Source organism: Parasphingomonas frigoris (assembly GCF_036663815.1).
Classification (GTDB): domain Bacteria; phylum Pseudomonadota; class Alphaproteobacteria; order Sphingomonadales; family Sphingomonadaceae; genus Sphingomonas.
The window spans coordinates 782,998-805,333 of record NZ_JAXOJQ010000003.1; the positions used below are offsets into that span (position 1 = coordinate 782,998).

Below are 22,336 nucleotides of genomic sequence, written 5' to 3' on the forward strand. Positions count from 1 at the left end.
CAAAGGCAAGCGTTTCCCGGCTTGCGCGAGGCCTTCCGTGCTCGCAATAGGGCGAGGCTATCACAAGGGGAGCAGTCGGTGGCCGACGAGACGCTGAACGGATACCGCCAGAGCATCGACAATATCGATGCCGCGCTCGTCTTCCTGCTCGCCGAGCGCTTCAAGACGACTCAGGCGGTCGGTCGCTACAAGGCGACCGCCGGCCTGCCGCCGGCCGATCCCGGCCGCGAGGAGTCGCAGATCGCGCGGCTGCGCGGGCTCGCCAAGCAGGCCGATCTCGACCCCGATTTCAGCGAGAAGTTCCTGCGCTTCATCATCGACGAGGTGATCCGCCACCACGAAAAGGTGCGCGACGCGGGGTAGGCGCGTAGCAGGCCGCGTCGAAAAAACCGCTTGCGGTTGACCCAGCGTCAAGCGGCATACCCTCGTCATGCCCGATTCGCTCCAAGCCCTCGACATCACCGACGTCGCCCGCCGCACCGGCCTGACGTCGCGCGCGCTGCGCTTCTACGAGGCGCGCGGGCTGGTGCGTCCGTTGCGGTCGGCCGCGGGCCGGCGCTTTTATGGTCCGGCCGAGCTCGAACGCGTCCATCAGATCGTGATGCTTAAGCGCGCCGGGCTGACGCTCGCGCAGATCGACCGCTTCGTGCGCGAAGGTCCGCCGTCGCTGGCGCGGATCGTCACGGCGCAACTCGCCGCGCTTGCCGAGCATGCCCAAGAGATTGCCGCAGCGCGCGCGCTGCTGCTCACCGTCCAGTCCCGCATCGAGCGAAGCGAGCCCATCGATGTCGCGACCTTTTGCTCGCTGATCCAGCACGGAGATCGACTGATGCCACACGAACATTGGGACGCGGTGACCGACCGCTATTACACCCCCGAGGAAAAGGCGCGCTTCGTCGCGACGCTGCGCGATTTGCCGATCGACCATGATCCCGCCGCTTATGCCGCACAATGGGCCGAACTCGGCGCGCGGATCAAGGCGGCGCTGCCGCTCGCGCCCGACAGCGCGGCCGCGCAGGGCTTCGTCACCGAGTGGCAAGCGCTGCTCGCACCGTTCAAGGCGGTCGCCACGCCCGAGATGATCGCGGGGGTGAAGAACGTCTACGACCATTTCGACGAATGGGAGAGCGAGACGACCAGTCCGGGCTTCGACCGAGAGGTGTTCGCCTTCATCAACGCCGCCGCGCAGCACCGCACGGCGGCGTAGCGCGACAACGGGTTCCGGCGGCACCCACCGCCGGAACCCCATTGTGTCACGCCGCCGAGCGCTGCTCGCTGGCGATCCAGGCGTCGATCTGCGTGTCGAGCAGGTCGAGCGGCACCGCGCCCTGGCCGAGCACCGCATCGTGGAAGCGGCGCACGTCGAACTTCGCGCCGAGCTTGGTCTCGGCGCGCTTGCGCAGCGCGAGGATCTTGAGCTCGCCCAGCTTGTAGGCGAGCGCCTGCCCGGGATTGGTGATGTAGCGATTGACCTCGGCGTCGATATTGGCGTCGGTCAGCGCGGTATTGGCCTTCATGAAGGCGACCGCCTGCTCCTTGGTCCAGCCTTGCGCGTGCAACCCGGTATCGACCACCAGCCGGCACGCGCGCCACATTTCGTAGGACAGCCGGCCCATATCCTTCTCGGGCGTGTCGTAAATGCCGAGCTCGATCCCGAGATGCTCCGAATAGAGCCCCCAGCCTTCGACGAAGGCGGTGAAATTGGTGTCGTATTTGCGGAACTCGGGGAGCGTCATCTCCTGCTGCAGCGCGATCTGGTTGTGATGGCCCGGCACCGCCTCATGGCTGACCAGCGCGGGCAGCTCGTACAAGGGGCGCTGGTCGAGCTTCGAGGTGTTGACGTAGAAGGTGCCCGAAATCGCCGCCTTGGGTGATCCCGGCATGTAGTACGCCGTCGGGCTGCCCTCGGCGGTCTCGCTCGGCATCGCGCGGACGCCGTAGGGCAGGCGCGGCAGCGTGCCGAACAGCTTGGGCATGTTGCCGTCATTCGCCTTGGCCTGCAGCGCCGCCGCGCTCATCAGCTCGGTCGCGGTCTTGGGATAATATTTCGGGTTGGTGCGCAGCTCCTGGATGAACGCGTCGCGGCTGGCATAGCCCGCCTTCTTGGCGAGCGTCTCCATCTCGCTTCTGATCCGCTTGACCTCGCCAAGGCCGATATCGTGGATCTGCGCCGGGGTCAGGTCGGTGGTGGTCTGCTGGCGGACCTGGAAGGCGTAATATTTGGCGCCCTCGGGCAGGGCCGATGCGCCGAAGGTCACGCGGCATTTCGGCAGATAGCCGGTGCGATAGTAATCGGCGATCTTGCGATATTCGGGGTTGAGCGTGTCGCTGATCAGCGTCCGCGCGCGCTTCTGCAGGTCGGCCCATTCGGCCTCGCTCATGCCGACCGGGCGGTTGCCCTTGAACGGCGCATAGAAGCGCGAGTCCTCGGGGCTGGCGGTGATCACGCCGGTGATCGTCGTCTCGAACCCGGTCAGCGCGACGCACGGCTGGACATAACCGCCCGCGACCGCCTGCTTGGTGATGGCGAGCTGTTCGGCATTGGCGGCGGGGAATTGGGCGAGCCGGGTGAGGTAGCTGGCATAGTCGGCGCGGGTGCGGACCGGGACCTGATCGGCGAGGCCGGCGAAATTCTGGAACCAGCTGCCGAGCGTCGAGAAGGTGATCATCCGCTCGCCGAAGCCGTTCGCCTCGATCTGTTCGGCGAGGATGCGGCGCAGGATCGCTTTGTTGGTCCGGTCCTCGGTCGACAGCTTGGCGGTCGGGATCGCGTCGAGCCGCTTGATGAACGCCGCCGCCTGCGCGGCCTGGCGGTCCTGCTCGGCGAGGCTGTAGTCGCCGATCCGGTCGTCATAGCTGTGGACGCCGAGCGCGGTCGCATAGATCGGGTTGGACTTGAGGAACCACGCCCAGTGATCGGCGATGACGTGGTGGAGATCGTCCGCCGGTGCCGCGGCGGCGGGCACGGCGACGGAGACGAGCAAGGCGGCAAGCAAAAGACGGCGCATCGGATTTCCCCCTATGTTTGCACCAGCCTAGGCGATCTTCGCAGGCGCGATAAGGGGCGGCCGGCCACGACAAAGGGGCCCGGATCGCTCCGAGCCCCTCTCTCACCTTAGCCTTGCGGCCAAGGTCTTAGTCGCGATCGCCGGTCAGGAAGGCCGGAGCGAATTCGGGCGCGGGGCCGTCCTCGTTGCCGCCAGCTGCGCGCTCAGGGCGTGCACTGCCGCCATCACGGCGGGGACCACGGCCACCGTCGCCGTCACGACGCGGGCCACGGCCTTCGCCGCCGCCACCACCGCCGCGCGGACCACGATCACCGCCGCCCGGGCCACGACCACCGTCGCCATCACGACGCGGCGGACGCGCACCACGGTCGCCGCCTTCGCGCGGCTCACGGGCAGGACGCGTATCTTCGAGCTCGGCACCGGTCTCCTGATCGACGACGCGCATCGACAGGCGAACCTTGCCGCGCGGGTCGATCTCGAGGACCTTGACCTTGACTTCCTGGCCTTCGCTCAGGACGTCCGAGACCTTCTCGACGCGCTCGTTCTTGATTTCGGACACGTGGACGAGACCGTCCTTGCCACCCATGAAGTTCACGAACGCCCCGAAGTCCACGAGGTTGACGACCTTGCCGTCATAGACCTTGCCGACTTCGGCTTCCTCGACGATGCCCTTGATCCACTTGATCGCGGCTTCGATCTGCGCGGTGTCGGACGACGACACCTTGATCACGCCCTCGTCGTCGATGTCGACCTTGGCGCCGGTCGTCGCGACGATCTCGCGAATGACCTTGCCGCCCGTGCCGATGACGTCGCGGATCTTGGTCTTGTCGATCGTGAAGGTCTCGATGCGCGGTGCGTGCGCCGAGAGTTCCTCACGGGTATGGTCGAGCGCGCGCGCCATTTCGCCGAGGATGTGCGCACGGCCTTCCTTCGCCTGCGCGAGTGCGACCTTCATGATCTCGTCGGTGATGCCGGCGATCTTGATGTCCATCTGCATCGTAGTGATGCCAGCCTCGGTGCCAGCGACCTTGAAGTCCATGTCGCCGAGGTGATCCTCGTCGCCGAGGATGTCCGAGAGAACCGCAAAGTCCTTGCCCTCGAGGATCAGGCCCATCGCGATGCCCGAGACCGGGCGCTTGAGCGGCACACCGGCATCCATCATCGACAGCGAACCGCCGCAGACCGTCGCCATCGACGACGAGCCGTTCGACTCGGTGATGTCCGAGAGCACGCGGATCGTGTACGGGAACTCGTCCTTCGACGGCAGCACCGGGTGCAGCGCGCGCCAGGCGAGCTTGCCGTGGCCGACTTCACGACGGCCCGGCGCACCGAAGCGGCCGACTTCACCGACCGAGTAGGGCGGGAAGTTGTAGTGCAGCATGAAGTTCTCGTACGACAGGCCGGTCAGGCCGTCGATCATCTGCTCTGCATCCTTGGTGCCGAGCGTGGTCGTGCAGATCGCCTGCGTTTCACCGCGGGTGAACAGCGCAGACCCGTGCGCGCGCGGCAGGAAGTGCACCATCGCCTCGATCGGACGGATCTGCGTGGTGGTACGGCCGTCGATGCGCTGGCCGTTCTTGAGGATCGCGCCGCGGACGATTTCGGCCTCGAGCTTCTTCATCAGCTTGCCGGCAGCCATCTGGTCCTGCGGCGCGGCGTCGGCGAACGCTGCCTTGCCCTTGGCGCGGGCTTCGTTGAGCAGGTTCGAGCGCTTGGACTTGTCGGTCACCTTGTAGGCGGCCGTGATGTCCTTGCCGATCAGCTTCTTGAGCTTGTCCTTGGCAGCCGAGAGATCAGCCTGTGCGGCCATTTCCCATGGATCCTTGGCGGCCTGCTCGGCCAGATCGATGATCAGGTTGGCGGCTTCGCGGCATGCCTTGTGCGCGAACTGGACCGCACCGAGCATGACTTCTTCCGAAAGCTCCTTGGCTTCGGATTCGACCATCATCACGGCCTGGCCGGTCGCGGCGACGACGAGGTCGAGCTCGCCCGCCTTGATCTGCTCCTGGGTCGGGTTGAGGATATACTCGCCGTCGATGTAACCGACGCGCGCCGCGCCGATCGGGCCCATGAAGGGCACGCCCGAGATGGTGAGCGCAGCCGACGCGGCGACCATCGCCAGCATGTCGGGCTCGTTCTCGCCGTCATACGACAGAACCTGGCAGATCACGTTGATCTCGTTGTAGAACCCTTCGGGGAACAACGGGCGGATCGGGCGATCGATCAGGCGGCTGGTCAGCGTTTCCTTTTCGGTGGCGCCACGCTCACGCTTGAAGAAGCCACCGGGGATGCGGCCGGCTGCACTGTACTTTTCCTGATAGTGGACGGTCAGCGGGAAGAAGTCCTGGCCTTCCTTCACCGACTTGGCGGCGGTCACGGCGCAAAGCACCACGGTCTCGCCGAGCGTCGCCATCACGGCGCCGTCAGCCTGGCGCGCGACGCGGCCGGTTTCCAGCGTCAGCGTCTTGCCACCCCATTGGGTGGTCACGGTCTTGGTATCGAACATATCGTTTCCTTCAACGCCGCCGGCCGGATGCCGACGGGGCCTATGTGCGGACTAGCCGGTCCGCGCGGTCTGGAGCCTTTCGTGGCTCCCATGCCGGGCTGCCGAATTGCGGCGCGGCGAAAGGGGTTAGATGTAGAAACGGCGCCCGAAGGCGCCGTTTCGTGAGTTCCCGTGTTACTTGCGCAACCCGAGCTTCGCGATGAGGGCGGTATACCGCGCCCCGTCCTTGTGGCGGAGATAGTCGAGCAGCGTGCGCCGCTTGTTGACCATCATCAGCAGCCCGCGGCGCGAATGGTTGTCCTTCTTGTGGCCCTTGAAGTGCTCGGTCAGGTTGCGAATGCGCTCGGTGAGGATCGCGACCTGGACTTCGGGGCTGCCGGTGTCGCCTTCGACGCGGCCATGTTCCTTGACGAGCGCGTCCTTGCGCTCTGCAGTGATCGTCATGTTTCTTCCTTCGACATCATTCAGAGATTGAAACCGCGGATGACGCGGACCTCGCGGTCCTGGACTTCCACCAGAGCGACGGGAATTTCTTCCGATGTCGCGAAGTAGGAGCCATCGTCTGCGGCGATCCCGATCAACACCCGCCCCTGACGGAGCAGCCCTGCCTGATCGGGGGAGAGGGATAGAGCCGGGATGTCGTCCAGCCCCGCCCTCAACGGCAGGAGTTTGTCTTCAAGGGCGCGCGCCTGCCCGAGTTCGGCCAGTTTGTCCAGCGATATCGCGTTTTCGAGGGTGAACGGGCCGGCCTTGGTGCGGCGGAGCATGGTGACGTGGCCGACCGTTCCGAGCGCCAGCGCGATGTCGCGGGCGAGGCTGCGGATGTAGGTGCCCTTCGAGACGTGCGCGGTGAGGGTGAGGTGGTCGAGAAGAAGGCCCTCATCCCGGCCTTCTCCCGCAAGGGCGGGAGAAGGAGCAGAAGCAGAAAGCCCTCTCCCGCCTTCGCGGGAGAGGGTTGGGTGAGGGCCTTCTTCTTCTGCTTCTTCTTCTACGCGGACGAGCGAATGAATCGTCACGGCCCGGCTCGCCAACACCACCGCCTCGCCAGCGCGCGCAAGATCGTAAGCCCGCTCCCCATCCACCTTCAGCGCGGAATAGATCGGCGGCACCTGCTCGATCGGCCCGGTGAAGCGTGGCAGCACCGCCTCGACCTGCGCCAGCGTCGGCCGCACCGCGCTCTCGGCGATCACCTTGCCTTCAAGGTCGAGCGTGTCGGTCTCCGCCCCGAAGGTGACGGTAAAGTCGTACACCTTGTCGCTGTCCAGCATCCGCCCGGCCAGCTTGGTCGCCTCGCCAAGCGCGATCGGCAGCACGCCGGTGGCAAGCGGATCGAGCGTACCGCCATGCCCGACCTTGATGCCACGTTTGCTCACATCATAGCCCGAGGCGCGCAGTGCGCGCTTGACCGCGGAGACGCCCTGCGTTGAGCCAAGACCCAACGGCTTGTCGAGGATCAGCCAGCCATGCACGCTCACAGGCCGTCGAGGTTGGCTATATGGCGAAAGAAATCCGCGACCGCGTTGGCGATCGGGCCGATGACGCGGCGGACGATATCGAGTTGCGGGCTGATCATCGGCAGCACGAAGAGCAGAATCAGCAGCAGGGGCATCCCGAAACGTGCAAGCTTCGCATATTGGATCGCTGCGGGGCGGGGGAGCAAACCCTGTACCACATGACCGCCATCAAATGGCGGGAGCGGGATCAGGTTGAAAACGCCAAGAAAGACGTTCGCGATCAGGAAACGATACAGTAGGTCAAACGCGAAACCGACACTGCTATGTGGCGTTTCAGGCGGGATGCCTCCCACCAGCCCGACGAACGCTGCCAGCCCCAACGCCGTCAGCGTCGCCAGCACGAAGTTGGTCGCAGGGCCTGCCAGCGCGACCAGCACCATGTCGCGCCGCGGGTTGCGCATCTGCGACGCGATCACCGGCACGGGCTTGGCCCAGCCGAAGATCGGCGCATGCGCGATCGCCAGGATCATCGGCAGCACCACGGTCCCGACCGGATCGACATGTTTGATCGGGTTGAGCGTCAACCGCCCCATCCGCTCGGCGGTATGGTCGCCGAAGATCCGCGCGACATAGCCGTGCGCAACCTCGTGGAACACGATCGCGATCACGAGCGGGATGAGCCACACCGCGATGGTGTAAGGCAGGTCGGGGTTGGTCATCGGGGTCCGTTCGGGTCAGGCGGCGGAAAGCGCTTCGCTGAAATGGCGACGGCACAGCGCAATGTACAGATCGTTCCCGCCGATCTCGGTCTGCGCCCCCGCGGCGACTGCGCGGCCGGCGGCATCGACACGCAGGTTCATCGTCGCCTTGCGCCCGCACGCGCAGACCGATTTGATCTCGATGAGCGAGTCGGCAATCGCCAGCAGCCGCGCCGAACCCTCGAACAGAGCGCCGAGGAAATCGGTGCGCAGGCCGTAGGCGAGCACCGGAATGCCGTGGACATCCGCGAGCGTGGCGAGCTGGTCGACTTGGGCCGCCGTCAGGAATTGCGCTTCGTCGACCAGCACGCAGGCCGGTGGCGCCTCGCCTTCGCGTGTCACCACCGCGATGAGATCGGTGTCGCGATCGAACGCGATCGCATCCGCCGCCAGCCCAATCCGCGAGGTGATTGTCCCCGCCGCAAAGCGATCGTCGATCGCCGCGGTCAGCAGTACGGTCCGCATCCCGCGCTCGCGATAGTTGAAATCGGCCTGCAGCAGGTTGGTCGATTTGCCCGCGTTCATCGAGGCGTAGTAGAAATAGAGCTTGGCCATCAGGAAAGCGTCTCGATCGGAACGGGCGTGTCTTGGCCGGCTGCCTTGGCAAGTCGGCGGTCGAAGGTGACGAAGGCGTCGGCCGAGCCCGACGCGGCGAGATGGAGCATATCGGCGAAGTCAGCACCGTTGGCGAAGCGCTCGATCACCCAACCGATCCCCGGCGGCGCCTCGCGCAATGTCGGCAGGTCGATGAGCACCGCCAGCGCCTCGGCGATGCGGGCGCGAGGCCACGCGTAGCTCGATCGCAGCACCCACTCGGTTTCGAGCAATACGCTCGGCAACAGGACGAAATCACCCGACAGTACGGCCTTCGCCACCGCGACCTGACGTGCATCGTCGCTGACCAGAAGACGGACGACGATGTTGGTATCGACCGCGACGGTCAGATATCGTCCTCGGAGCGTGCGGCGACCATTGCATCGACGGCGCGGTCCATCTCCGCGATCGAGACCGGCGGCCCCTCGCATTTCGGCGCGATTTCACGCAGATGTGCGAAAATCTCTTCCGCCGTCCGACCGCTTTTCTGCAATATCGGGCGAAGCAATACGCCGTTGCCGGCCTTCACCACGTCAAGCTTTTGGCCGGGAACCAGGCCAAGCGCATCCCGTACGTCTTTCGGGATGACGACTTGTCCCTTTCCCGAAAGTGTCGTTTGCGCATGCATGGCGGTAAGATGCGTCTTACCGCGGAGCCTGTCAATCCTCGGGCTCCAGATCCCGCGCCACCTTCGGGTCGCGGAGCAGTTTGTCGATGTGGCTGCCTTCGTCGAAGCTGTCGTCCGCGAGGAACTTGAGCTTGGCGGCATATTTCATGTGGACGCGCGCGGCGACCTCGCGCTGGAGGTAGGCGGTGTTGGTGCGCAACGCCTTCAGCACGGCTTCCTCGTCGCGGCCGAGCAGCGGCTTCATGAACACCGTCGCATGGCGCAGGTCGGGCGACATGCGCACTTCGGTGATCGTCACCGAATGCTTGGCGAGCACCTCGTCATGCACGTCGCCGCGCGCGAGGATATCGCTCAGCGTGTGGCGCATCTGCTCGCCGACGCGGAGCAGGCGGACGTTGCGGGATTCGGCGGTTTCGGTTGGGCGCATGGCTAAAGCCTAAAGCCCTTGCCCGCCTTCGCGGGAGAGGGTTGGGTGAGAGTCTTCTTCTTCGAGGCGCGACGAGCAGAAGGAAGAAGAAGACCCTCACCCTCCCGCTGCGCGGGCCCCTCCCTCTCCCGCGAAAGCGGGAGAGGGGAACACGATTACAAAGTGCGTTCGCGCAGTTCGACTTCGAACGTTTCGAGGAAGTCGCCCGGCTTGATGTCGACGAAGTTCGACGTGAAGGTCACGCCGCACTCCAACCCTGCGCGCACTTCGGCCACATCGTCCTTGAAGCGGCGCAGCGAGGCGATCTCGCCCTGGTAGATGATGACATCCGCCCGGGTGATACGTGCCTTGAGCGCCTTGCGGATGTTGCCCTCGGTAACGAGCAGACCCGCTGCCTTGCCGTGCTTGCCCGCCGAGAAGACCTCGCGGATTTCGGCGCGGCCGACGACCGTTTCGAACGCTTCCGGCCCGAGCTCGCCCGCCATGCCGGCGCGGATCTCGTCGGTGAGGTCGTAGATCACGTCATAATATTTGAACGCGACCTTGTGACGCTCGGCGATTTCGCGCGCCTTGGCGTTCGGGCGAACGTTGAAGCCGATGATCGGCGCGCCCGAGGCGCCCGCCAGCGTAACGTCGCTCTCGGTGATGCCACCGACGCCCGAATGCAGCACGCGCGCCTTGATGAGATCGGTCGAGATCTTGTTGATCGCGCCGACGATTGCCTCGACCGACCCTTGCGTGTCGGCCTTGACCACCAGCGGATATTCGATCGCCTGCTTTTCCTTGAGAGCCGAGAACATCGACTCGAGGCTCGCCGGACCACCGCCGGTGCGCTTCGAGGTGATGACGCTCTGGCGGTACTCGGCAACTTCACGCGCACGCGCTTCGTTCTCGACCACCGACAGCGGATCGCCCGCCCGCGGAACACCCGAGAGACCGAGGACCTCGACCGGCATCGAAGGGCCGGCTTCCTTGATCTGCTGGCCCTTGTCGTTGGTCATCGCACGGACCTTGCCGCTCTCGGCGCCGACGACGAAGATGTCGCCGACCTTGAGCGTGCCACGGTTGACGAGCACGGTCGCGACCGGACCACGTCCTTTGTCGAGCTTGGCCTCGATCACGGTGCCTTCGGCCGCGCGGTTCGGGTTGGCCTTCAGTTCGAGCAGTTCGGCCTGGAGCTGGATTTTCTCGATCAGTTCGTCGAGCCCGGTCTTCTTGAGCGCCGAGACTTCGACGTCCTGGACGTCGCCCGACATCTCCTCGACCACGACTTCATACTGCAGCAGGGCCTCGCGGACCTTCTGCGGATTGGCGTCATGCTTGTCGACCTTGTTGATCGCGACGATCATCGGGACGCCGGCAGCCTTGGTGTGGTTGATCGCCTCGACCGTCTGCGGCTTGATCGCATCGTCCGCTGCGACAACGAGCACGACGATGTCGGTCACGTTGGCGCCGCGCTGACGCATTTCGGTGAAGGCTTCGTGGCCCGGCGTATCGAGGAAGGTGACTTTCGACTTGTCCTTCAGCGTGACCTGATAGGCGCCGATATGCTGGGTGATGCCACCGGCCTCACCGCGCACCACGTCGGTACCGCGCAGCGCGTCGAGCAGCGAGGTCTTGCCGTGATCGACATGGCCCATGATCGTGACGACCGGCGGACGCGGCAGCAGCGTGTCCTCGGGATCGGCATCGGTCTCGATCGCGATGTCGATGTCCGAATCGCTGACGCGAACGATGTTGTGACCGAATTCGGTCACCAGCAGCTCGGCCGTATCCTGGTCGATCGTCTGCGTCATCGTGACGGGCGAGCCCATCTTGAACAGCATCTTGACGAGGTCGGCGCCCTTCTCGGCCATGCGGTTGGCGAGTTCCTGGACGGTGATCGCTTCCGGCACGACGACGTCGCGGACTTGCTTGGCCTGCACTTCGCGCGGGCCACCCATGCGGCGATGTTCCTTTTCGCGCGCACGCTTGAGCGCGGCGAGCGAACGGGCGCGAGCGCCGTCGCCGCCGTCGAGCGCACGGTTGACGGTCAGCTTGCCGCCGCGACGCTCGTCGCCCTTGCGGTCACGCTGGCCGGGACGCGCGGGTTCGTTCGGCGAAACCGGTGCGGCAACGCCGATCGCGGGACGCTTGGCGGCACCGGCTGCGCCTGCAGCAGGTGTGGCGGCCGTTGCAGGCGTCGGCTCGGGCGCCGGGGCAGGCGGTGCCGGACGCGGACGCTCGGGACGCGGTACGGGCGTGAACAGGCGCGGCGCAGGCATCGACGGATCGCGCTCGAGGCTCAGCGGACGCAGCGCCGGGGCGGGCGGTGCGGCTGGCGCGGGAGCGGGAGCCGGCGCAGCAGCGACGGGCGCAGGGGCTGCCGGAGCAGCGACCGGGGCGGCCGCCGCAGGGGCGGGCGCGGGTGCGGCTTCGACGGCCGGGGCCGGTGCGGCGACGGGTGCTGCAACCTCGGCGACCGGGGCTGCGGCGGGCTCGGGCGCAGGCTGCGGCACGGGATCGGGCGCGGCGGCGCTGTCGGGGGCATCACCGGCGCGGCGATTCTCCTCGGCGCGGCGACGCTCTTCGGCTTGTGCCTCGATCCGCAGACGTTCTTCGCGGCGACGCGTTTCCTCGAGCGCGTTCATCCGCGCTTCGTCGGCTTCGCGCAGCAGCTTGGCCTGAAGCTCCTGGCGCGACAGCAGCGAGTTGCCGGGCGAGACGGGCGGGGGCGGCGGCGGCGGTGGCGCAACCGGACGCGGTGCGGCGACGGGCGCGGGCGCGGCCGTCTCGACCGGTGCTGCGGCCGGCGCGCTGCCGGGGCCGAGCACGCGGCGCCGCTTCACTTCGACCTGGACGGTGTTCTGCCGTCCATGGCTGAAGCTCTGCTTGACCTGGCCGGTCTCGATCGTGCGCTTGAGCCCCAGCGGCTGACGCATTCCGAGCTTCGGCTTTTCGTTGTCGGTATCGCTCACTCAAATTCCTCGCATGTGTCGTCGTCAGCCGCAGCAGGGATGCCACTTCCCGCCGGGTTGGATATGTGCGCCGATGCGCCTTGCGACGGTGTTTCGCAAGCCACGAGGGCGGATTCGGGGCCGATGAAATGCAGCCAGCGGTTGAGCGTTTCGCCCACCCGCTTTGCCGCATCGCGTTCTGTCAGGCCGATATGTACCACATTCTGCCGACCTAGCGCCACGGCCAATATGGTGCGTGACACCGGCAGTGCCAACCCCCGCAAAGCGCTGCCTTCTTCATCGTTGCCGATTCGCCAGGCCTGGTCCAGCTTGCGGTTGCCGTCTGTGCCCGCGTCGGACGCGTGGAGCAGCATGGTAAGCTTGCCCGAGCGCGCTGCGGTCTCGATCTTGTCCGAACCGGTGAGCAGATGACCGGTGCGCGCCTCGAGCCCGAGCCGGTCGAGAACCGCGCGTTCGAGGGCGGTGGCGATCATCTGCGGCAGGTCGTCGGGAATCAGCACCGGGCCGGTCTTGAACGCACGCGCGAGCGCGCCCTTGAGCTTGCCCTTGGCGATCGCGGTCTCGAGCTCGGCGCGCGTCACGCCGATCCACGCGCCGCGGCCGGGGGCCTTGGCGCGCACGTCGGGGAGGACGTGGCCGTCGGGCGACAACGCGAGTCGCACGAGCGCTTCGCGCGGCGCGCGTTCGCCGAGCAGGATGCAACGGCGGATAGCGCCGGTGGGGTCGTCGATGCCGTCTACCACGGTCGAGTCGGTCGCGGTGGTCATGAAAGCCCCTCCCCTTCAGGGGAGGGGTTGGGGGTGGAGCCGTGGCTCGCAGAGAGCGCGGCTCCAGGCACAGCCCCACCCCAACCCCTCCCTTGAAGGGGAGGGGCCAAGGTCGCGCCCGATGCTGGCTGAAGCGCTAAGGCCTCATTGTGAGGGAACCGCATGCGCGTCCTCCCTCTTGGGAGCGTCACGGTCGGCGAGCAGAATCCCGCCCGCGCCGTAATTCTCGAGGCTCACTTCTTCGATCACGATCTGCACCGCAGCCGGGTTCTTGCCTAGCCGCTCGACGAGCGACTGGGTGACATCGGCGACGATCGCGGACTTCTGGTCCTTGGTCGCGCTGCCCGAAATGCGGATGCTGACGAACGGCATCAGGCTTCGCTCTCCTCCGGCGCGGGCGCGGCCGCCGGCTCGTCGTCGAACCAGTGCGCGCGCGCGGCCATGATGATCTCATTGCCCTGCGCTTCGCTCAGGCCATACTCACCGAGCACGCCGCCCTTGTCCTCGGGGCGCTTGTTGGCGTCGGCACCTTCGGCGCGGCGGCGCTGTTCCTGGCGCTTCTTCTGGATCAGCTCGTCGGTCGCCAGATCGGCGAGGTCGTCGAGCGTCTTGATCCCGGCCTTGCCGAGCGTGACGAGCATCGCCTCGTTGAGATGCGGCAGCTCGGCGAGTGCGTCCTCGACGCCCATCGCGCGGCGTTCCTCGCGGTTGGCGCCTTCGCGACGCTCGAGCGCCTCGGCAGCGCGGCTCTGCAGCTCGGCGGCGAGATCGTCGTCGAAGCCTTCGATCGAGGCGATTTCCTCGACCTCGACATAGGCGACTTCCTCGAGCGCGCCGAAGCCCTCGGCGACGAGCAGCTGGGCGAGCGTCTCGTCCACGTCGAGCTCGGTCTGGAACATCTCGGTGCGCTCGGCGAATTCCTTCTGGCGCTTCTCGGACGCATCCTGCTCGGTGAGGATGTCGATCGCCTTGCCGGTGAGCTGCGACGCCAAACGCACGTTCTGGCCACGACGACCGATCGCCAGCGACAGCTGATCATCGGGAACGACGACTTCGATGCGATCCTCTTCCTCGTCGATCACGACGCGCGACACGGAGGCCGGCTGCAGCGCATTGACGACGAAGGTCGCGGTGTCGGGCGACCAGGGGATGATGTCGATCTTCTCGCCCTGCATTTCCTGGACGACCGCCTGGACGCGGCTGCCCTTCATGCCGACGCACGCGCCGACCGGATCGATCGACGAATCATGGCTGATGACGCCGATCTTCGCGCGCGAACCCGGGTCGCGGGCGGCGGCCTTGATCTCGATGATGCCGTCGTAGATTTCGGGCACTTCCTGCGCGAACAGCTTCTTCATGAAATCGGGGTGCGCGCGGCTGAGAAAGATCTGCGGGCCGCGATTCTCGCGGCGGACGTTGAGGATCAGCGAGCGGATGCGGTCGTTCACGCGGACGACTTCGCGCGGGATCTGCTGGTCGCGACGGATCACGCCCTCGGCGCGGCCGAGGTCGACGACGACGTGACCGAACTCGACGCGCTTGACGACGCCGGTGATGATCTCGCCCATGCGGTCCTTGAATTCTTCATGCTGGCGCTCGCGCTCGGCGTCGCGGACCTTCTGGAAGATGACCTGCTTGGCGGCCTGCGCGGCGATGCGGCCGAACTCGATCGGGGGCAGCGGATCAACGATATAGTCGCCGACGACCGAGTCCTTCTGGAGCTTCTGCGCTTCCTTGAGGTTTACCTGCTTGAAGTAATCGTCGACCGCCTCGACCACTTCGACGACGCGCCACAAGCGCAGGTCACCGGTGTTGGGATCGAGCTTCGCACGGATGTCGTTCTCGGCGCCGTAGCGCGCCTTGGCAGCGCGCTGGATCGCGTCTTCCATCGCTTCGATGACGATCGCCTTGTCGATCATCTTCTCGGTCGCGACGGCATTCGCAATGGCGATCAGCTCGGCGCGGTTGGCGGTAACGCCGGAGGTTCCTGCGGTGGCCATCAATTATGTCCTTCGTCTTCAATGCCCTCGGGCAGCGCTTCGTCTTCGATTTCTTCTTCTTCGACACCGGCGAGCGACAGCGGCCGAGTCGCCGCGATCAGCGCGTCGGTCAGCACCAGCTTGGCGGTGCCGACCTGGTCGAACCCAATCTCCATCTCGCCATGCTTGGGCAGATAGATGGTGATGCGATCGCCCTCGACGCCCTTGAGCAGCCCGGTGAGCACCTTGCGCCCCTCGATCGGCGCGGCGAGCACGATGCGGGCCTCATGCCCGGTCCAGTCGGCGAAATCCTTGAGGCGCGTCAGCGGCCGGTCGATCCCGGGCGACGACACTTCGAGGCGATATTCGTCGGTGATCGGATCGCGTCCCTCGGCCTCGAGCGTGTCGAGTACGTCGGAGATGCGGCGCGACAGTTCGGCGCAATCCTCGATCGTCAGCTGGCGCGTGTCGGGGCGCTCGGCCATCACCTGCAGCGTCAGGTCGCCCTTGCCGCCGAACAGCTTCACGCGCACCAGATCGAAGCCGAGCGCGGCGGCTTCGGGGGCGATCAGCGGGGTCAGGTCGGGCGTTTCGGCCAATGGAAATCCTCGGGTCGGTTGGGCAAAGCTCTTCGGCGCCGGAACCGGGGGGCTCCAGCCTCTTCACCTGGCGATGTAGAGAGTGATCGCGATATAGGCCGAAGCGGGGATGCTGGCAAGCCGTTGTCGCGCACCCGTCACCCCGGACCTGTTTCGGGGTCCACGGTGCAGCGCACGCCACCGCCCGCTGTCTGCGCGGCGCCGTGGGCCCCGGAACAAGTCCGGGGTGACGGCGGTTTTCGAGACACTTACAGGAGAGTCCCATGTTGTCGTCGTCCCGCACGCCTTTCGCTGCTCTGCTGCTGGCCGCGACGGCCTGCTCCGCGCAGCCGCAGCAGTCGAATGCAGCGGCACCCGCGGCGGCGATCGCTCCGGAAGCGAAGCCGAGCCGCGCGCCGGTCACCAGCCTGCCTGACGATGCCCCCGCGGCAACCGTCGCCAATGTTCCCGCCACGACCGGCCGCGCCAACCGCGCCGCAACCAAGCCGCCGTTCGCACAGCAGACGCTCGCGACCTTCGACGAACCGTTCGCGATCGCCTTCCTTCCCGACGGCAGCGCGCTCGTCACCGAGAAAGCGGGCAAGATCAAGCTGCGCCGTCCCGACGGCTCGATCGCCGAGATCACTGGCGCGCCCAAGGTGCTCAACGACAATCAGGGCGGCCTGCTCGACATCGCGCCAGCGCCAGATTTCGCGGCGAGTAAGCGCGTTTACATCAGCTACTCCGAACCACGCCCTGGCGGCAGCAGCCTGGCGCTCGCGCGTGGGATGTTCACCGGAACCGCGTTGGCCAATCTGCAGGTGCTGTGGCGCGCCGGGTCGGACGGCGTCGGCGGGCAGTTCGGCGCCAACATCGCCTTCGCGCCCGACGGCAAGTCGCTCTTTCTCTCGTCGGGCGAGCGGCAGCGCTTCACGCCGGCGCAGGATCCCGAGCAAGCGCTCGGCAAGATCCTCCACCTGACGCTCGACGGCAAGGCGGCGCCGGGCAACCCGATGGCGGCAGCGGGCGGGGTGCGCGCGGAAACGTGGAGCAGCGGGCACCGCAATCCGTATGGCCTGGTGTTCACCCCCGATGGTCGGCTGTGGGAGGAAGAGATGGGGCCGCGCGGCGGCGACGAGCTCAACCTGATCCTTCCGGGCAAGAATTACGGCTGGCCGATCGTGTCGAACGGCGACAATTATTCGGGCAAGCCGATCCCCGATCATCCCAGTCGGCCCGATCTCGAAGCGCCCAAATTGTGGTGGAACCCGTCGATCTCGCCGGGTGGGATGATCTATTATTCGGGCGCGATGTTCCCGGCGTATCGCGGGTCGCTGCTGATCGGCGCGCTCTCGGGCGAATCGCTGATCCGCGTTGCGCTATCGGGCGATACCGCCACGGTCGCCGATCAATGGGACATGGGCGCGCGCATCCGCGACGTCGCGCAGGCGCCCGATGGGTCGATCTGGCTGCTTGAGGATAACGGCAAATTGGTGCGGCTGACGCCGAAACCATAAGCCAACCCGTCACCCCGGACTTGTTCCGGGGGCCACCGTGCGGCACCCGTTGCGGCCGATGCTCGCGCGTCCCGGTAGACCCCGGCACAAGGCCGGGGTGACGGGTTTTTGGTCGTGACGAAGGGTTGTTAGCCGCGCACGATCAGATAGTTCATCCGCGCCGCCGCGATCGGCTTGGCGGGATCATCCTGCCACGCGCTCGCTTCGACATTGGCGACTCGGCCCCCCAGCCGCGTCACCACACCGCGCGCGAAGGTCGGCTTCTCGCGCCCGCCGCGCATGTAATCGACCGTGACGTTGATCGGCTTGATCTGCCCGCCGCCATCCTCGGCCAGCGCATATTGCAGCGCGACGATCGCCGCCATTTCGAGCATCCCGCCGATCGCGCCGCCATGCAGATAGCCCGGCCGCCCGAGCAGGCTGGTCGCGCTCGGCATCGTCAGCAACGTCGGGTCGTCGCCCTCAGCGACGGTGATCCCCAGCAAAGTGGCATAAGGTGGCAACATCAGGCGGCATCCGTGAACATGAAAGTGCCCGCGACATGCGCAAGCGGATCGGCCGGATCGCCGTCATGCGCCTGTCCGCGCACGAACGAGATCGAGCGCGTGATGCGATAGCATTCACCGCGCCCGTACACCGTCTTGCCCGGCGTCGCTGGGCGCAGATAGTCGATCCGCAGGTCGAGCGTCGCATGCGGGCGGAAGCTGCCGAGCTTGGTCCACACGGCAAGGCTCGTCGCCATGTCCATCATCGTCAGGATCGGCCCCGAAGCGAGCACGCCGCTCGCCGGATCACCGATCAGATCTGTCTGATACGGCAGTTGCAGCTCGACCCAGTCGGGCCCGTGGCTGTGATAGCTCAGCTTGAGCAGGCCGCCATGCCCGCCGACGCCAAGCCTGCTGAAGCGTTGCGGGTCGAATGCGGAAGGGGTGTCGGGGGCCATGATGCCGGGCGCTGTATCGCAAAGCCGCGTGCGTGCAAGCGCCGAGCGCCGCGGCCTCGGCTTGCCGCTTGCGGCGTTCGGCACCCCGGTATAGCATCGGGTTGCAAAACAAAACGAAACGGCCCGCAAGCGGCTGTTCTGGAGGGCCTGAAATGTCGCATCCGAGCGTACATGCGCGCACCGATCCCGACAAACCCGCGCTGATCGTCGCCGAGACCGGCGAACGCGTCAGCTTCGCCGAGCTCGACGCCCGGTCGAACCGCGCAGCACATCTGTTCCGCGCGGAAGGCCTGCAGGCGGGCGATACGATCGCTTTGTGCCTCGAGAACAGCCCGGCTTTCTACGACATCGCCTGGGGCGCGCAGCGTTCCGGCCTCTTCTTCGTCTGCATCTCGACCAAGCTGACGGCGCCCGAAGTCGATTACATCCTCAAGGATTCCGGCGCGCGGCTGGTCGTCGTCTCGGCCAGCCTTGCGGGCGTGACGGCCGCGCTGGGCGAGAATCTCGCGCGGTTTTCGGTCGGCGGAGCGGTTGCGGGCTGGAGGGCGTGGGAGGATGCGGTCGCGGCGCTGCCGAGCACGCCGATCGCTGACGAACGCGCCGGGATCGACATGCTCTATTCCTCGGGTACGACCGGGCGGCCCAAGGGCGTGCGCGTCGCCTTACCCGCGGATCCCGACGTCGCCGCGGGCACCGTGCTCGAGATGCTCGCGCGCGGGCTGTACGGGCTCGGGCCCGACAGTATCTATCTCAGCCCGGCGCCGCTCTATCACGCCGCGCCGCTGCGCTGGTCGATGACGGTGCAGCGGCTCGGCGGCACCGTCGTGATGATGGAGCATTTCGACCCCGAGGCCGCGCTCGCCGCGATCGAACGCTATCACGTCAACGCCAGCCAATGGGTGCCGACGCATTTCGTGCGGATGCTCAAGCTCGACGAGGCGACGCGCGCGCGCCACGACCTGTCGAGCCTCAAGGTCGCGATCCACGCCGCCGCGCCGTGTCCGATCCCGGTCAAGCAAGCGATGATCGCATGGTGGGGCCCGGTGCTCTACGAATATTATGCCGGGTCGGAGGGCAACGGCCTGACGACGATCGCCTCGCCCGAATGGCTGGCGCACAAGGGGTCGGTCGGCAAGGCGGCGTATGGCGTGCTCCACATTTGCGGCGAGGATGGCGCAGAACTTCCGCCGGGCGAGCAGGGTCTGGTCTATTTCGAAGGCGGCACGCCGTTCGAATATCATAATGATCCGGCCAAGACGGCGGAGGCGCGCAACGCGCACGGCTGGACGACGCTCGGTGACATCGGGCGGATCGATGGCGACGGCTATCTCTACCTCACCGACCGCAAGAGCTTCATGATCATCTCGGGCGGGGTGAACATCTATCCGCAGGAGATCGAGAACCGGCTGATCACCCACCCGCGCGTCGCCGATGTCGCGGTGATCGGCGCGCCGTGCCCCGAAATGGGCGAGCGCGTCGTCGCGGTGGTCCAGCCGGTCGACATGGCAGAAGCGGGGCCGGCCTTCGCCTCCGAGCTGACCGCCTGGTGTCGTGCCGAGCTGTCGGGGGTGAAGACGCCGCGCCAGATCGATTTTGCGGCGGAACTGCCGCGCCACGCGACGGGCAAATTGTACAAGCGCCTGCTGCGCGACCACTATTGGGCCGAGACCGGCGCGCCGGTTGTGTGACGCCGATGGAGAGACAGATGAACGACCGCGTATCGACCACCATCACCGACCATATCGCCGACGTCCGGCTGACGCGCGCCGACAAGATGAACGCGATCGACCCGGCGATGTTCGAAGGCATCGGCGCCGCGATCGACGCGCTGCACCCGCGCAAGGACGTGCGCTGCGTCATACTGTCGGGCGAGGGCCGCGCCTTCTGCGCCGGGCTCGACATGACGAGCATGGCGGGCGGCGGCTCGGGCCTGTCGCGCGACGCGCGCAACGAGCAGGGCGCGATCCTGCCGCAGCACGTCACCTGGGGCTGGCGCAATCTGCCGATGCCGGTGATCGCCGCGGTGCACGGCGTGGCGTTCGGCGGCGGCTTCCAGATCATGTCGGGCGCCGACATCCGCATCGCCGCGCCCGACACGCGCTTCGCGATCCGCGAAAGCTATTGGGGGCTGGTGCCCGACATGGCGGGCTTCCTGATCTGGCGCGGGCTGGTGCGCGACGATGTGCTGCGCGAGCTCGTCTATACCTCGCGCGAGTTCGATGCGGAGGAGGCGCTCCACCACGGCTTCATCACGCGCATCGCCGAGGATCCGCATGCGGCTGCGCTGGCGCTGGCGCACGATATCGCCGCCAAGAGCCCCAACGCGATCCGCGGCGCCAAGCGGCTGTGCAGCATGGCGTTCGACGCCGACCCGCGCGCGATGCTCGAAGCCGAGACCGACGAGCAGGTCAAGGTGATCGGCCAGCCGCCGATGATGGAACAGGTCGCGGCGAACATCCAGAAGCGGCCTGCGCGGTTCGGGGATGCGGATTAAGCGGGGATAGCGTTCGCACACCTTCCGTTCGCCCCAACGCGCGATGTGGCCGATCGTTGTGGGCAAGGCTTCGACAAGCTCAGCCCGAACGGAGGGAAGGCGTGCGCGCAATGCGCAAGCTATCCAGCGACCCCACCCCTTTTGACGCCGCCCGCTTTGCGCCATAGCCACCCCGATGCAGCGTCGGCTCACCCTGTTTCTCCAATCCCGCGTCGGCGCCGCGCTCTCGATCTTCTTCACGCCCGGCCCGCGGATGATCGACGAGCTCGAATGCGTCACCTCGGTCGCGCTGGCGATCCTGCTCGCGCATGCGATCGGCGCGAAGAGCGTCGCCTGGGCGGCGTTCACTGGGTTCGTGCTGATGCGCGGCCATGTCGCGCAGACGCTGCTGCGCGGGTTGCTGCGCATCGTCGGCACCGCGGTCGGCGCGGGCGTCGCGCTGCTGATCGTCCCCTTTGCGGTGCGCTCGCTCCCCATGGCGTCGGTCGCGGCGGCAGTGATGGGGGCGATCGGTCTGTACGGGATGCTCACCGCCAAGCGTGCCTATGCGTGGCTGCTGCTCGGGCTGACCTTCGAGCTGATCCTGCTCGACACGCTCGAGAATCCCGCGCTCGATACGATGGCGTTTGCGCAGACGCGGTTGCTCGAAGTGCTCGCGGGCACGGCGGCCTGCGTCGCGGTCAGCCTGATCTCGACGCTGACAGTCCGGCGGTGCTGGCCCGCGCCGCCCGCGGTGCCGGCGCAGCGGATCGGCTGGCATCCCGACGCCGCGCGCCACGCCGCGCAGGCCGGGTTGACGCTCGCGCTGCTGCCGCCGCTCCATGCGCTGTTCGGCATCCCGCAATTGGCGCAGGCAGGCGTGACCGTGATGACGGTGATGATCGTTCCGGTGGCGCGGCTCGGGCGCAGCGGGCTGCTACCGGTTAGCAAGCGGCTGTGGCACCGCGCGCTCGGCTGCATCGGCGGTGGCGCGCTGGCCGCCGCCGTGTTGGTCGTCGCGCACGGATCGGCGCCGGTGCTGATCGCTGGGACGTGCCTCGGTGTCGCGGTCGGGCGGCATATCGAGAATGCCGGCGGGCGCGTGCCCTATCTCGGGCTGCAATTCACGCTGGCGATCCTGGTGACACTGGTGCCCGACAGCTATGCCGACGTCGCGATCCGCCCCGCGCTCGAGCGGCTGACGAGCATCTTCATCGGCATGGCGCTGATCGAGCCGGTGCTGATCATCTGGCATTTCGCGCAGCGGCGGATGCCCGCCGCCGCATCATAGCTGCAGGCGGTTGGCCTCGAGGCCGGCGCGGAATTCCTCGGGGAGTGCAGTGAGCCCGCCGCTCGCGCTCATCACCAGCACGACGTCGCACGTCGCGATGCACGCGCCGTTCTGGAAGGCCGCCGAGAGAATGCTCCAGCTGCGGTTACCGATCTCGCCGATCCCGCTGGCGATCTCGACATCGGCGGGGAAGAAGCCCTCGCCGAGATAATTGATCTCGACCCGCGCGACGAGCCAGCGATGGCCCGCCCAGCCGTCGAGCTTCATCGCCCGGTTGAAGCGCACCCGCCCGCTTTCGAACAACGCCGCCATCGCGACATTGTTGATATGGCCGAGCACGTCGAGATCCTGGAAACGCGTCTGGATCGTGACGGTGTAGGGGTAGGTCGCGGGGTCGAGACGGGATGAATCGGGACGGGGCATCAGGGGTCCTTATCCCCCTCCCGCTTGCGGGAG

At 66.8% G+C, this 22,336-nt stretch carries 23 protein-coding genes; 6 read left to right on the top strand and 17 right to left on the bottom strand.

Annotated elements, in window-relative coordinates; all coding sequences use genetic code 11:
* Positions 1 to 78 precede the first annotated feature (78 nt).
* Together U1872_RS14085 and U1872_RS14090 are read left to right on the top strand one after the other, a co-directional pair.
* Positions 79 to 363: a chorismate mutase gene (locus U1872_RS14085; RefSeq protein ID WP_332793516.1), complete on the top strand. Its 285-nt coding sequence runs from the start codon at positions 79 to 81 to the stop codon at positions 361 to 363.
* A 67-nt stretch (positions 364 to 430) separates the two neighbouring features.
* The gene (locus tag U1872_RS14090; protein ID WP_332793517.1) at positions 431 to 1,207 is read left to right on the top strand and encodes a MerR family transcriptional regulator; all 777 of its coding nucleotides are present in this window, start codon (positions 431 to 433) and stop codon (positions 1,205 to 1,207) included.
* A gap of 46 nt (positions 1,208 to 1,253) precedes the next feature.
* Here U1872_RS14090 and U1872_RS14095 read toward each other — a convergent pair whose 3' ends face one another.
* The 14 genes from U1872_RS14095 to rimP all read right to left on the bottom strand — a co-directional run bounded on the left by U1872_RS14095 (position 1,254) and on the right by rimP (position 15,677).
* A complete protein-coding gene (locus U1872_RS14095) occupies positions 1,254 to 3,008 on the bottom strand; it encodes a DUF885 domain-containing protein (RefSeq protein ID WP_332793518.1) in 1,755 nt (584 codons plus the stop codon).
* Positions 3,009 to 3,135: 127 nt separating this feature from the next.
* On the bottom strand, positions 3,136 to 5,514 hold the full coding sequence (gene pnp, locus U1872_RS14100; RefSeq protein ID WP_332793519.1) for a polyribonucleotide nucleotidyltransferase: 2,379 nt from the start codon (positions 5,512 to 5,514) through the stop codon (positions 3,136 to 3,138).
* Between the two features lie 174 nt (positions 5,515 to 5,688).
* Entirely contained in the window at positions 5,689 to 5,958 is a 270-nt protein-coding gene (rpsO, locus tag U1872_RS14105) for a 30S ribosomal protein S15 (RefSeq protein WP_010183700.1), read from the bottom strand.
* A 20-nt stretch (positions 5,959 to 5,978) separates the two neighbouring features.
* Positions 5,979 to 6,983, bottom strand: a complete 1,005-nt coding sequence (truB, locus tag U1872_RS14110) for a tRNA pseudouridine(55) synthase TruB (RefSeq protein ID WP_332793520.1) — start codon at positions 6,981 to 6,983, stop codon at positions 5,979 to 5,981.
* A 2-nt stretch (positions 6,984 to 6,985) separates the two neighbouring features.
* The gene (locus U1872_RS14115; protein WP_332793521.1) at positions 6,986 to 7,687 is read right to left on the bottom strand and encodes a site-2 protease family protein; all 702 of its coding nucleotides are present in this window, start codon (positions 7,685 to 7,687) and stop codon (positions 6,986 to 6,988) included.
* Positions 7,688 to 7,702: 15 nt separating this feature from the next.
* Entirely contained in the window at positions 7,703 to 8,281 is a 579-nt protein-coding gene (locus U1872_RS14120; RefSeq protein WP_332793522.1) for a thymidine kinase, read from the bottom strand.
* A complete protein-coding gene (locus tag U1872_RS14125; RefSeq protein ID WP_332793642.1) occupies positions 8,281 to 8,670 on the bottom strand; it encodes a type II toxin-antitoxin system VapC family toxin in 390 nt (129 codons plus the stop codon). Before U1872_RS14125 ends, U1872_RS14120 begins: the two co-directional genes overlap by 1 nt.
* On the bottom strand, positions 8,667 to 8,948 hold the full coding sequence (locus U1872_RS14130) for an AbrB/MazE/SpoVT family DNA-binding domain-containing protein (RefSeq protein ID WP_332793523.1): 282 nt from the start codon (positions 8,946 to 8,948) through the stop codon (positions 8,667 to 8,669). Before U1872_RS14130 ends, U1872_RS14125 begins: the two co-directional genes overlap by 4 nt.
* 31 nt (positions 8,949 to 8,979) lie before the next feature.
* Positions 8,980 to 9,375 carry a 30S ribosome-binding factor RbfA gene (gene rbfA / locus U1872_RS14135; protein WP_332793524.1) on the bottom strand — a complete coding sequence of 132 codons (396 nt, stop codon included), beginning with the start codon at positions 9,373 to 9,375 and terminating at the stop codon, positions 8,980 to 8,982.
* Positions 9,376 to 9,530: 155 nt separating this feature from the next.
* Entirely contained in the window at positions 9,531 to 12,332 is a 2,802-nt protein-coding gene (gene infB, locus U1872_RS14140) for a translation initiation factor IF-2 (RefSeq protein ID WP_332793525.1), read from the bottom strand.
* Entirely contained in the window at positions 12,329 to 13,099 is a 771-nt protein-coding gene (locus U1872_RS14145; RefSeq protein ID WP_332793526.1) for a DUF448 domain-containing protein, read from the bottom strand. The genes infB and U1872_RS14145 overlap by 4 nt, the downstream gene beginning before the upstream one ends.
* A 144-nt stretch (positions 13,100 to 13,243) precedes the next feature.
* The gene (locus tag U1872_RS14150) at positions 13,244 to 13,471 is read right to left on the bottom strand and encodes a tautomerase family protein (RefSeq protein ID WP_133190126.1); all 228 of its coding nucleotides are present in this window, start codon (positions 13,469 to 13,471) and stop codon (positions 13,244 to 13,246) included.
* Complete coding sequence (gene nusA, locus U1872_RS14155) at positions 13,471 to 15,099, bottom strand: transcription termination factor NusA (protein ID WP_332793527.1); 1,629 nt, start codon at positions 15,097 to 15,099, stop codon at positions 13,471 to 13,473. Before nusA ends, U1872_RS14150 begins: the two co-directional genes overlap by 1 nt.
* Positions 15,099 to 15,677 (bottom strand): ribosome maturation protein RimP, encoded by a 579-nt coding sequence (gene rimP, locus U1872_RS14160; protein WP_332793528.1) that lies wholly within the window; start codon positions 15,675 to 15,677, stop codon positions 15,099 to 15,101. Before rimP ends, nusA begins: the two co-directional genes overlap by 1 nt.
* A gap of 263 nt (positions 15,678 to 15,940) precedes the next feature.
* Between rimP and U1872_RS14165 the strand changes: the two genes are divergently transcribed.
* Positions 15,941 to 17,173 carry a PQQ-dependent sugar dehydrogenase gene (locus U1872_RS14165; protein ID WP_332793529.1) on the top strand — a complete coding sequence of 411 codons (1,233 nt, stop codon included), beginning with the start codon at positions 15,941 to 15,943 and terminating at the stop codon, positions 17,171 to 17,173.
* A gap of 128 nt (positions 17,174 to 17,301) precedes the next feature.
* Here U1872_RS14165 and U1872_RS14170 read toward each other — a convergent pair whose 3' ends face one another.
* Positions 17,302 to 17,679 (bottom strand): PaaI family thioesterase, encoded by a 378-nt coding sequence (locus U1872_RS14170; protein ID WP_332793530.1) that lies wholly within the window; start codon positions 17,677 to 17,679, stop codon positions 17,302 to 17,304.
* Complete coding sequence (locus tag U1872_RS14175; RefSeq protein WP_332793531.1) at positions 17,679 to 18,116, bottom strand: PaaI family thioesterase; 438 nt, start codon at positions 18,114 to 18,116, stop codon at positions 17,679 to 17,681. Before U1872_RS14175 ends, U1872_RS14170 begins: the two co-directional genes overlap by 1 nt.
* A gap of 152 nt (positions 18,117 to 18,268) precedes the next feature.
* On the opposite strand from U1872_RS14175, the gene U1872_RS14180 reads away from it, so the two are divergent.
* From U1872_RS14180 to U1872_RS14190, 3 genes are all read left to right on the top strand, one after another.
* Complete coding sequence (locus U1872_RS14180; RefSeq protein WP_332793532.1) at positions 18,269 to 19,804, top strand: acyl-CoA synthetase; 1,536 nt, start codon at positions 18,269 to 18,271, stop codon at positions 19,802 to 19,804.
* Between the two features lie 17 nt (positions 19,805 to 19,821).
* Entirely contained in the window at positions 19,822 to 20,610 is a 789-nt protein-coding gene (locus tag U1872_RS14185) for a crotonase/enoyl-CoA hydratase family protein (RefSeq protein WP_332793533.1), read from the top strand.
* 175 nt (positions 20,611 to 20,785) lie between these two features.
* Positions 20,786 to 21,880 (top strand): FUSC family protein, encoded by a 1,095-nt coding sequence (locus tag U1872_RS14190; protein WP_332793534.1) that lies wholly within the window; start codon positions 20,786 to 20,788, stop codon positions 21,878 to 21,880.
* On the opposite strand, the gene U1872_RS14195 is transcribed toward U1872_RS14190, so the two are convergent.
* Positions 21,875 to 22,303 (bottom strand): acyl-CoA thioesterase, encoded by a 429-nt coding sequence (locus U1872_RS14195; RefSeq protein ID WP_332793535.1) that lies wholly within the window; start codon positions 22,301 to 22,303, stop codon positions 21,875 to 21,877. The genes U1872_RS14190 and U1872_RS14195 overlap by 6 nt on opposite strands.
* Between the last annotated feature and the right edge of the window lie 33 nt (positions 22,304 to 22,336).

Excerpts from the sequence above, each read along its gene's own strand:
- U1872_RS14090 (WP_332793517.1), top strand. The coding sequence starts at position 431 with ATGCCCGATTCGCTCCAAGCCCTCGACATCACCGACGTCGCCCGCCGC.
- U1872_RS14095 (WP_332793518.1), bottom strand. The coding sequence starts at position 3,008 with ATGCGCCGTCTTTTGCTTGCCGCCTTGCTCGTCTCCGTCGCCGTGCCC.
- pnp (WP_332793519.1), bottom strand. The coding sequence starts at position 5,514 with ATGTTCGATACCAAGACCGTGACCACCCAATGGGGTGGCAAGACGCTG.
- rpsO (WP_010183700.1), bottom strand. The coding sequence starts at position 5,958 with ATGACGATCACTGCAGAGCGCAAGGACGCGCTCGTCAAGGAACATGGC.
- U1872_RS14115 (WP_332793521.1), bottom strand. The coding sequence starts at position 7,687 with ATGACCAACCCCGACCTGCCTTACACCATCGCGGTGTGGCTCATCCCG.
- U1872_RS14120 (WP_332793522.1), bottom strand. The coding sequence starts at position 8,281 with ATGGCCAAGCTCTATTTCTACTACGCCTCGATGAACGCGGGCAAATCG.
- U1872_RS14130 (WP_332793523.1), bottom strand. The coding sequence starts at position 8,948 with ATGCATGCGCAAACGACACTTTCGGGAAAGGGACAAGTCGTCATCCCG.
- rbfA (WP_332793524.1), bottom strand. The coding sequence starts at position 9,375 with ATGCGCCCAACCGAAACCGCCGAATCCCGCAACGTCCGCCTGCTCCGC.
- U1872_RS14145 (WP_332793526.1), bottom strand. The coding sequence starts at position 13,099 with ATGACCACCGCGACCGACTCGACCGTGGTAGACGGCATCGACGACCCC.
- U1872_RS14150 (WP_133190126.1), bottom strand. The coding sequence starts at position 13,471 with ATGCCGTTCGTCAGCATCCGCATTTCGGGCAGCGCGACCAAGGACCAG.
- nusA (WP_332793527.1), bottom strand. The coding sequence starts at position 15,099 with ATGGCCACCGCAGGAACCTCCGGCGTTACCGCCAACCGCGCCGAGCTG.
- U1872_RS14165 (WP_332793529.1), top strand. The coding sequence starts at position 15,941 with ATGTTGTCGTCGTCCCGCACGCCTTTCGCTGCTCTGCTGCTGGCCGCG.
- U1872_RS14170 (WP_332793530.1), bottom strand. The coding sequence starts at position 17,679 with ATGTTGCCACCTTATGCCACTTTGCTGGGGATCACCGTCGCTGAGGGC.
- U1872_RS14175 (WP_332793531.1), bottom strand. The coding sequence starts at position 18,116 with ATGGCCCCCGACACCCCTTCCGCATTCGACCCGCAACGCTTCAGCAGG.
- U1872_RS14180 (WP_332793532.1), top strand. The coding sequence starts at position 18,269 with ATGTCGCATCCGAGCGTACATGCGCGCACCGATCCCGACAAACCCGCG.
- U1872_RS14185 (WP_332793533.1), top strand. The coding sequence starts at position 19,822 with ATGAACGACCGCGTATCGACCACCATCACCGACCATATCGCCGACGTC.
- U1872_RS14190 (WP_332793534.1), top strand. The coding sequence starts at position 20,786 with ATGCAGCGTCGGCTCACCCTGTTTCTCCAATCCCGCGTCGGCGCCGCG.
- U1872_RS14195 (WP_332793535.1), bottom strand. The coding sequence starts at position 22,303 with ATGCCCCGTCCCGATTCATCCCGTCTCGACCCCGCGACCTACCCCTAC.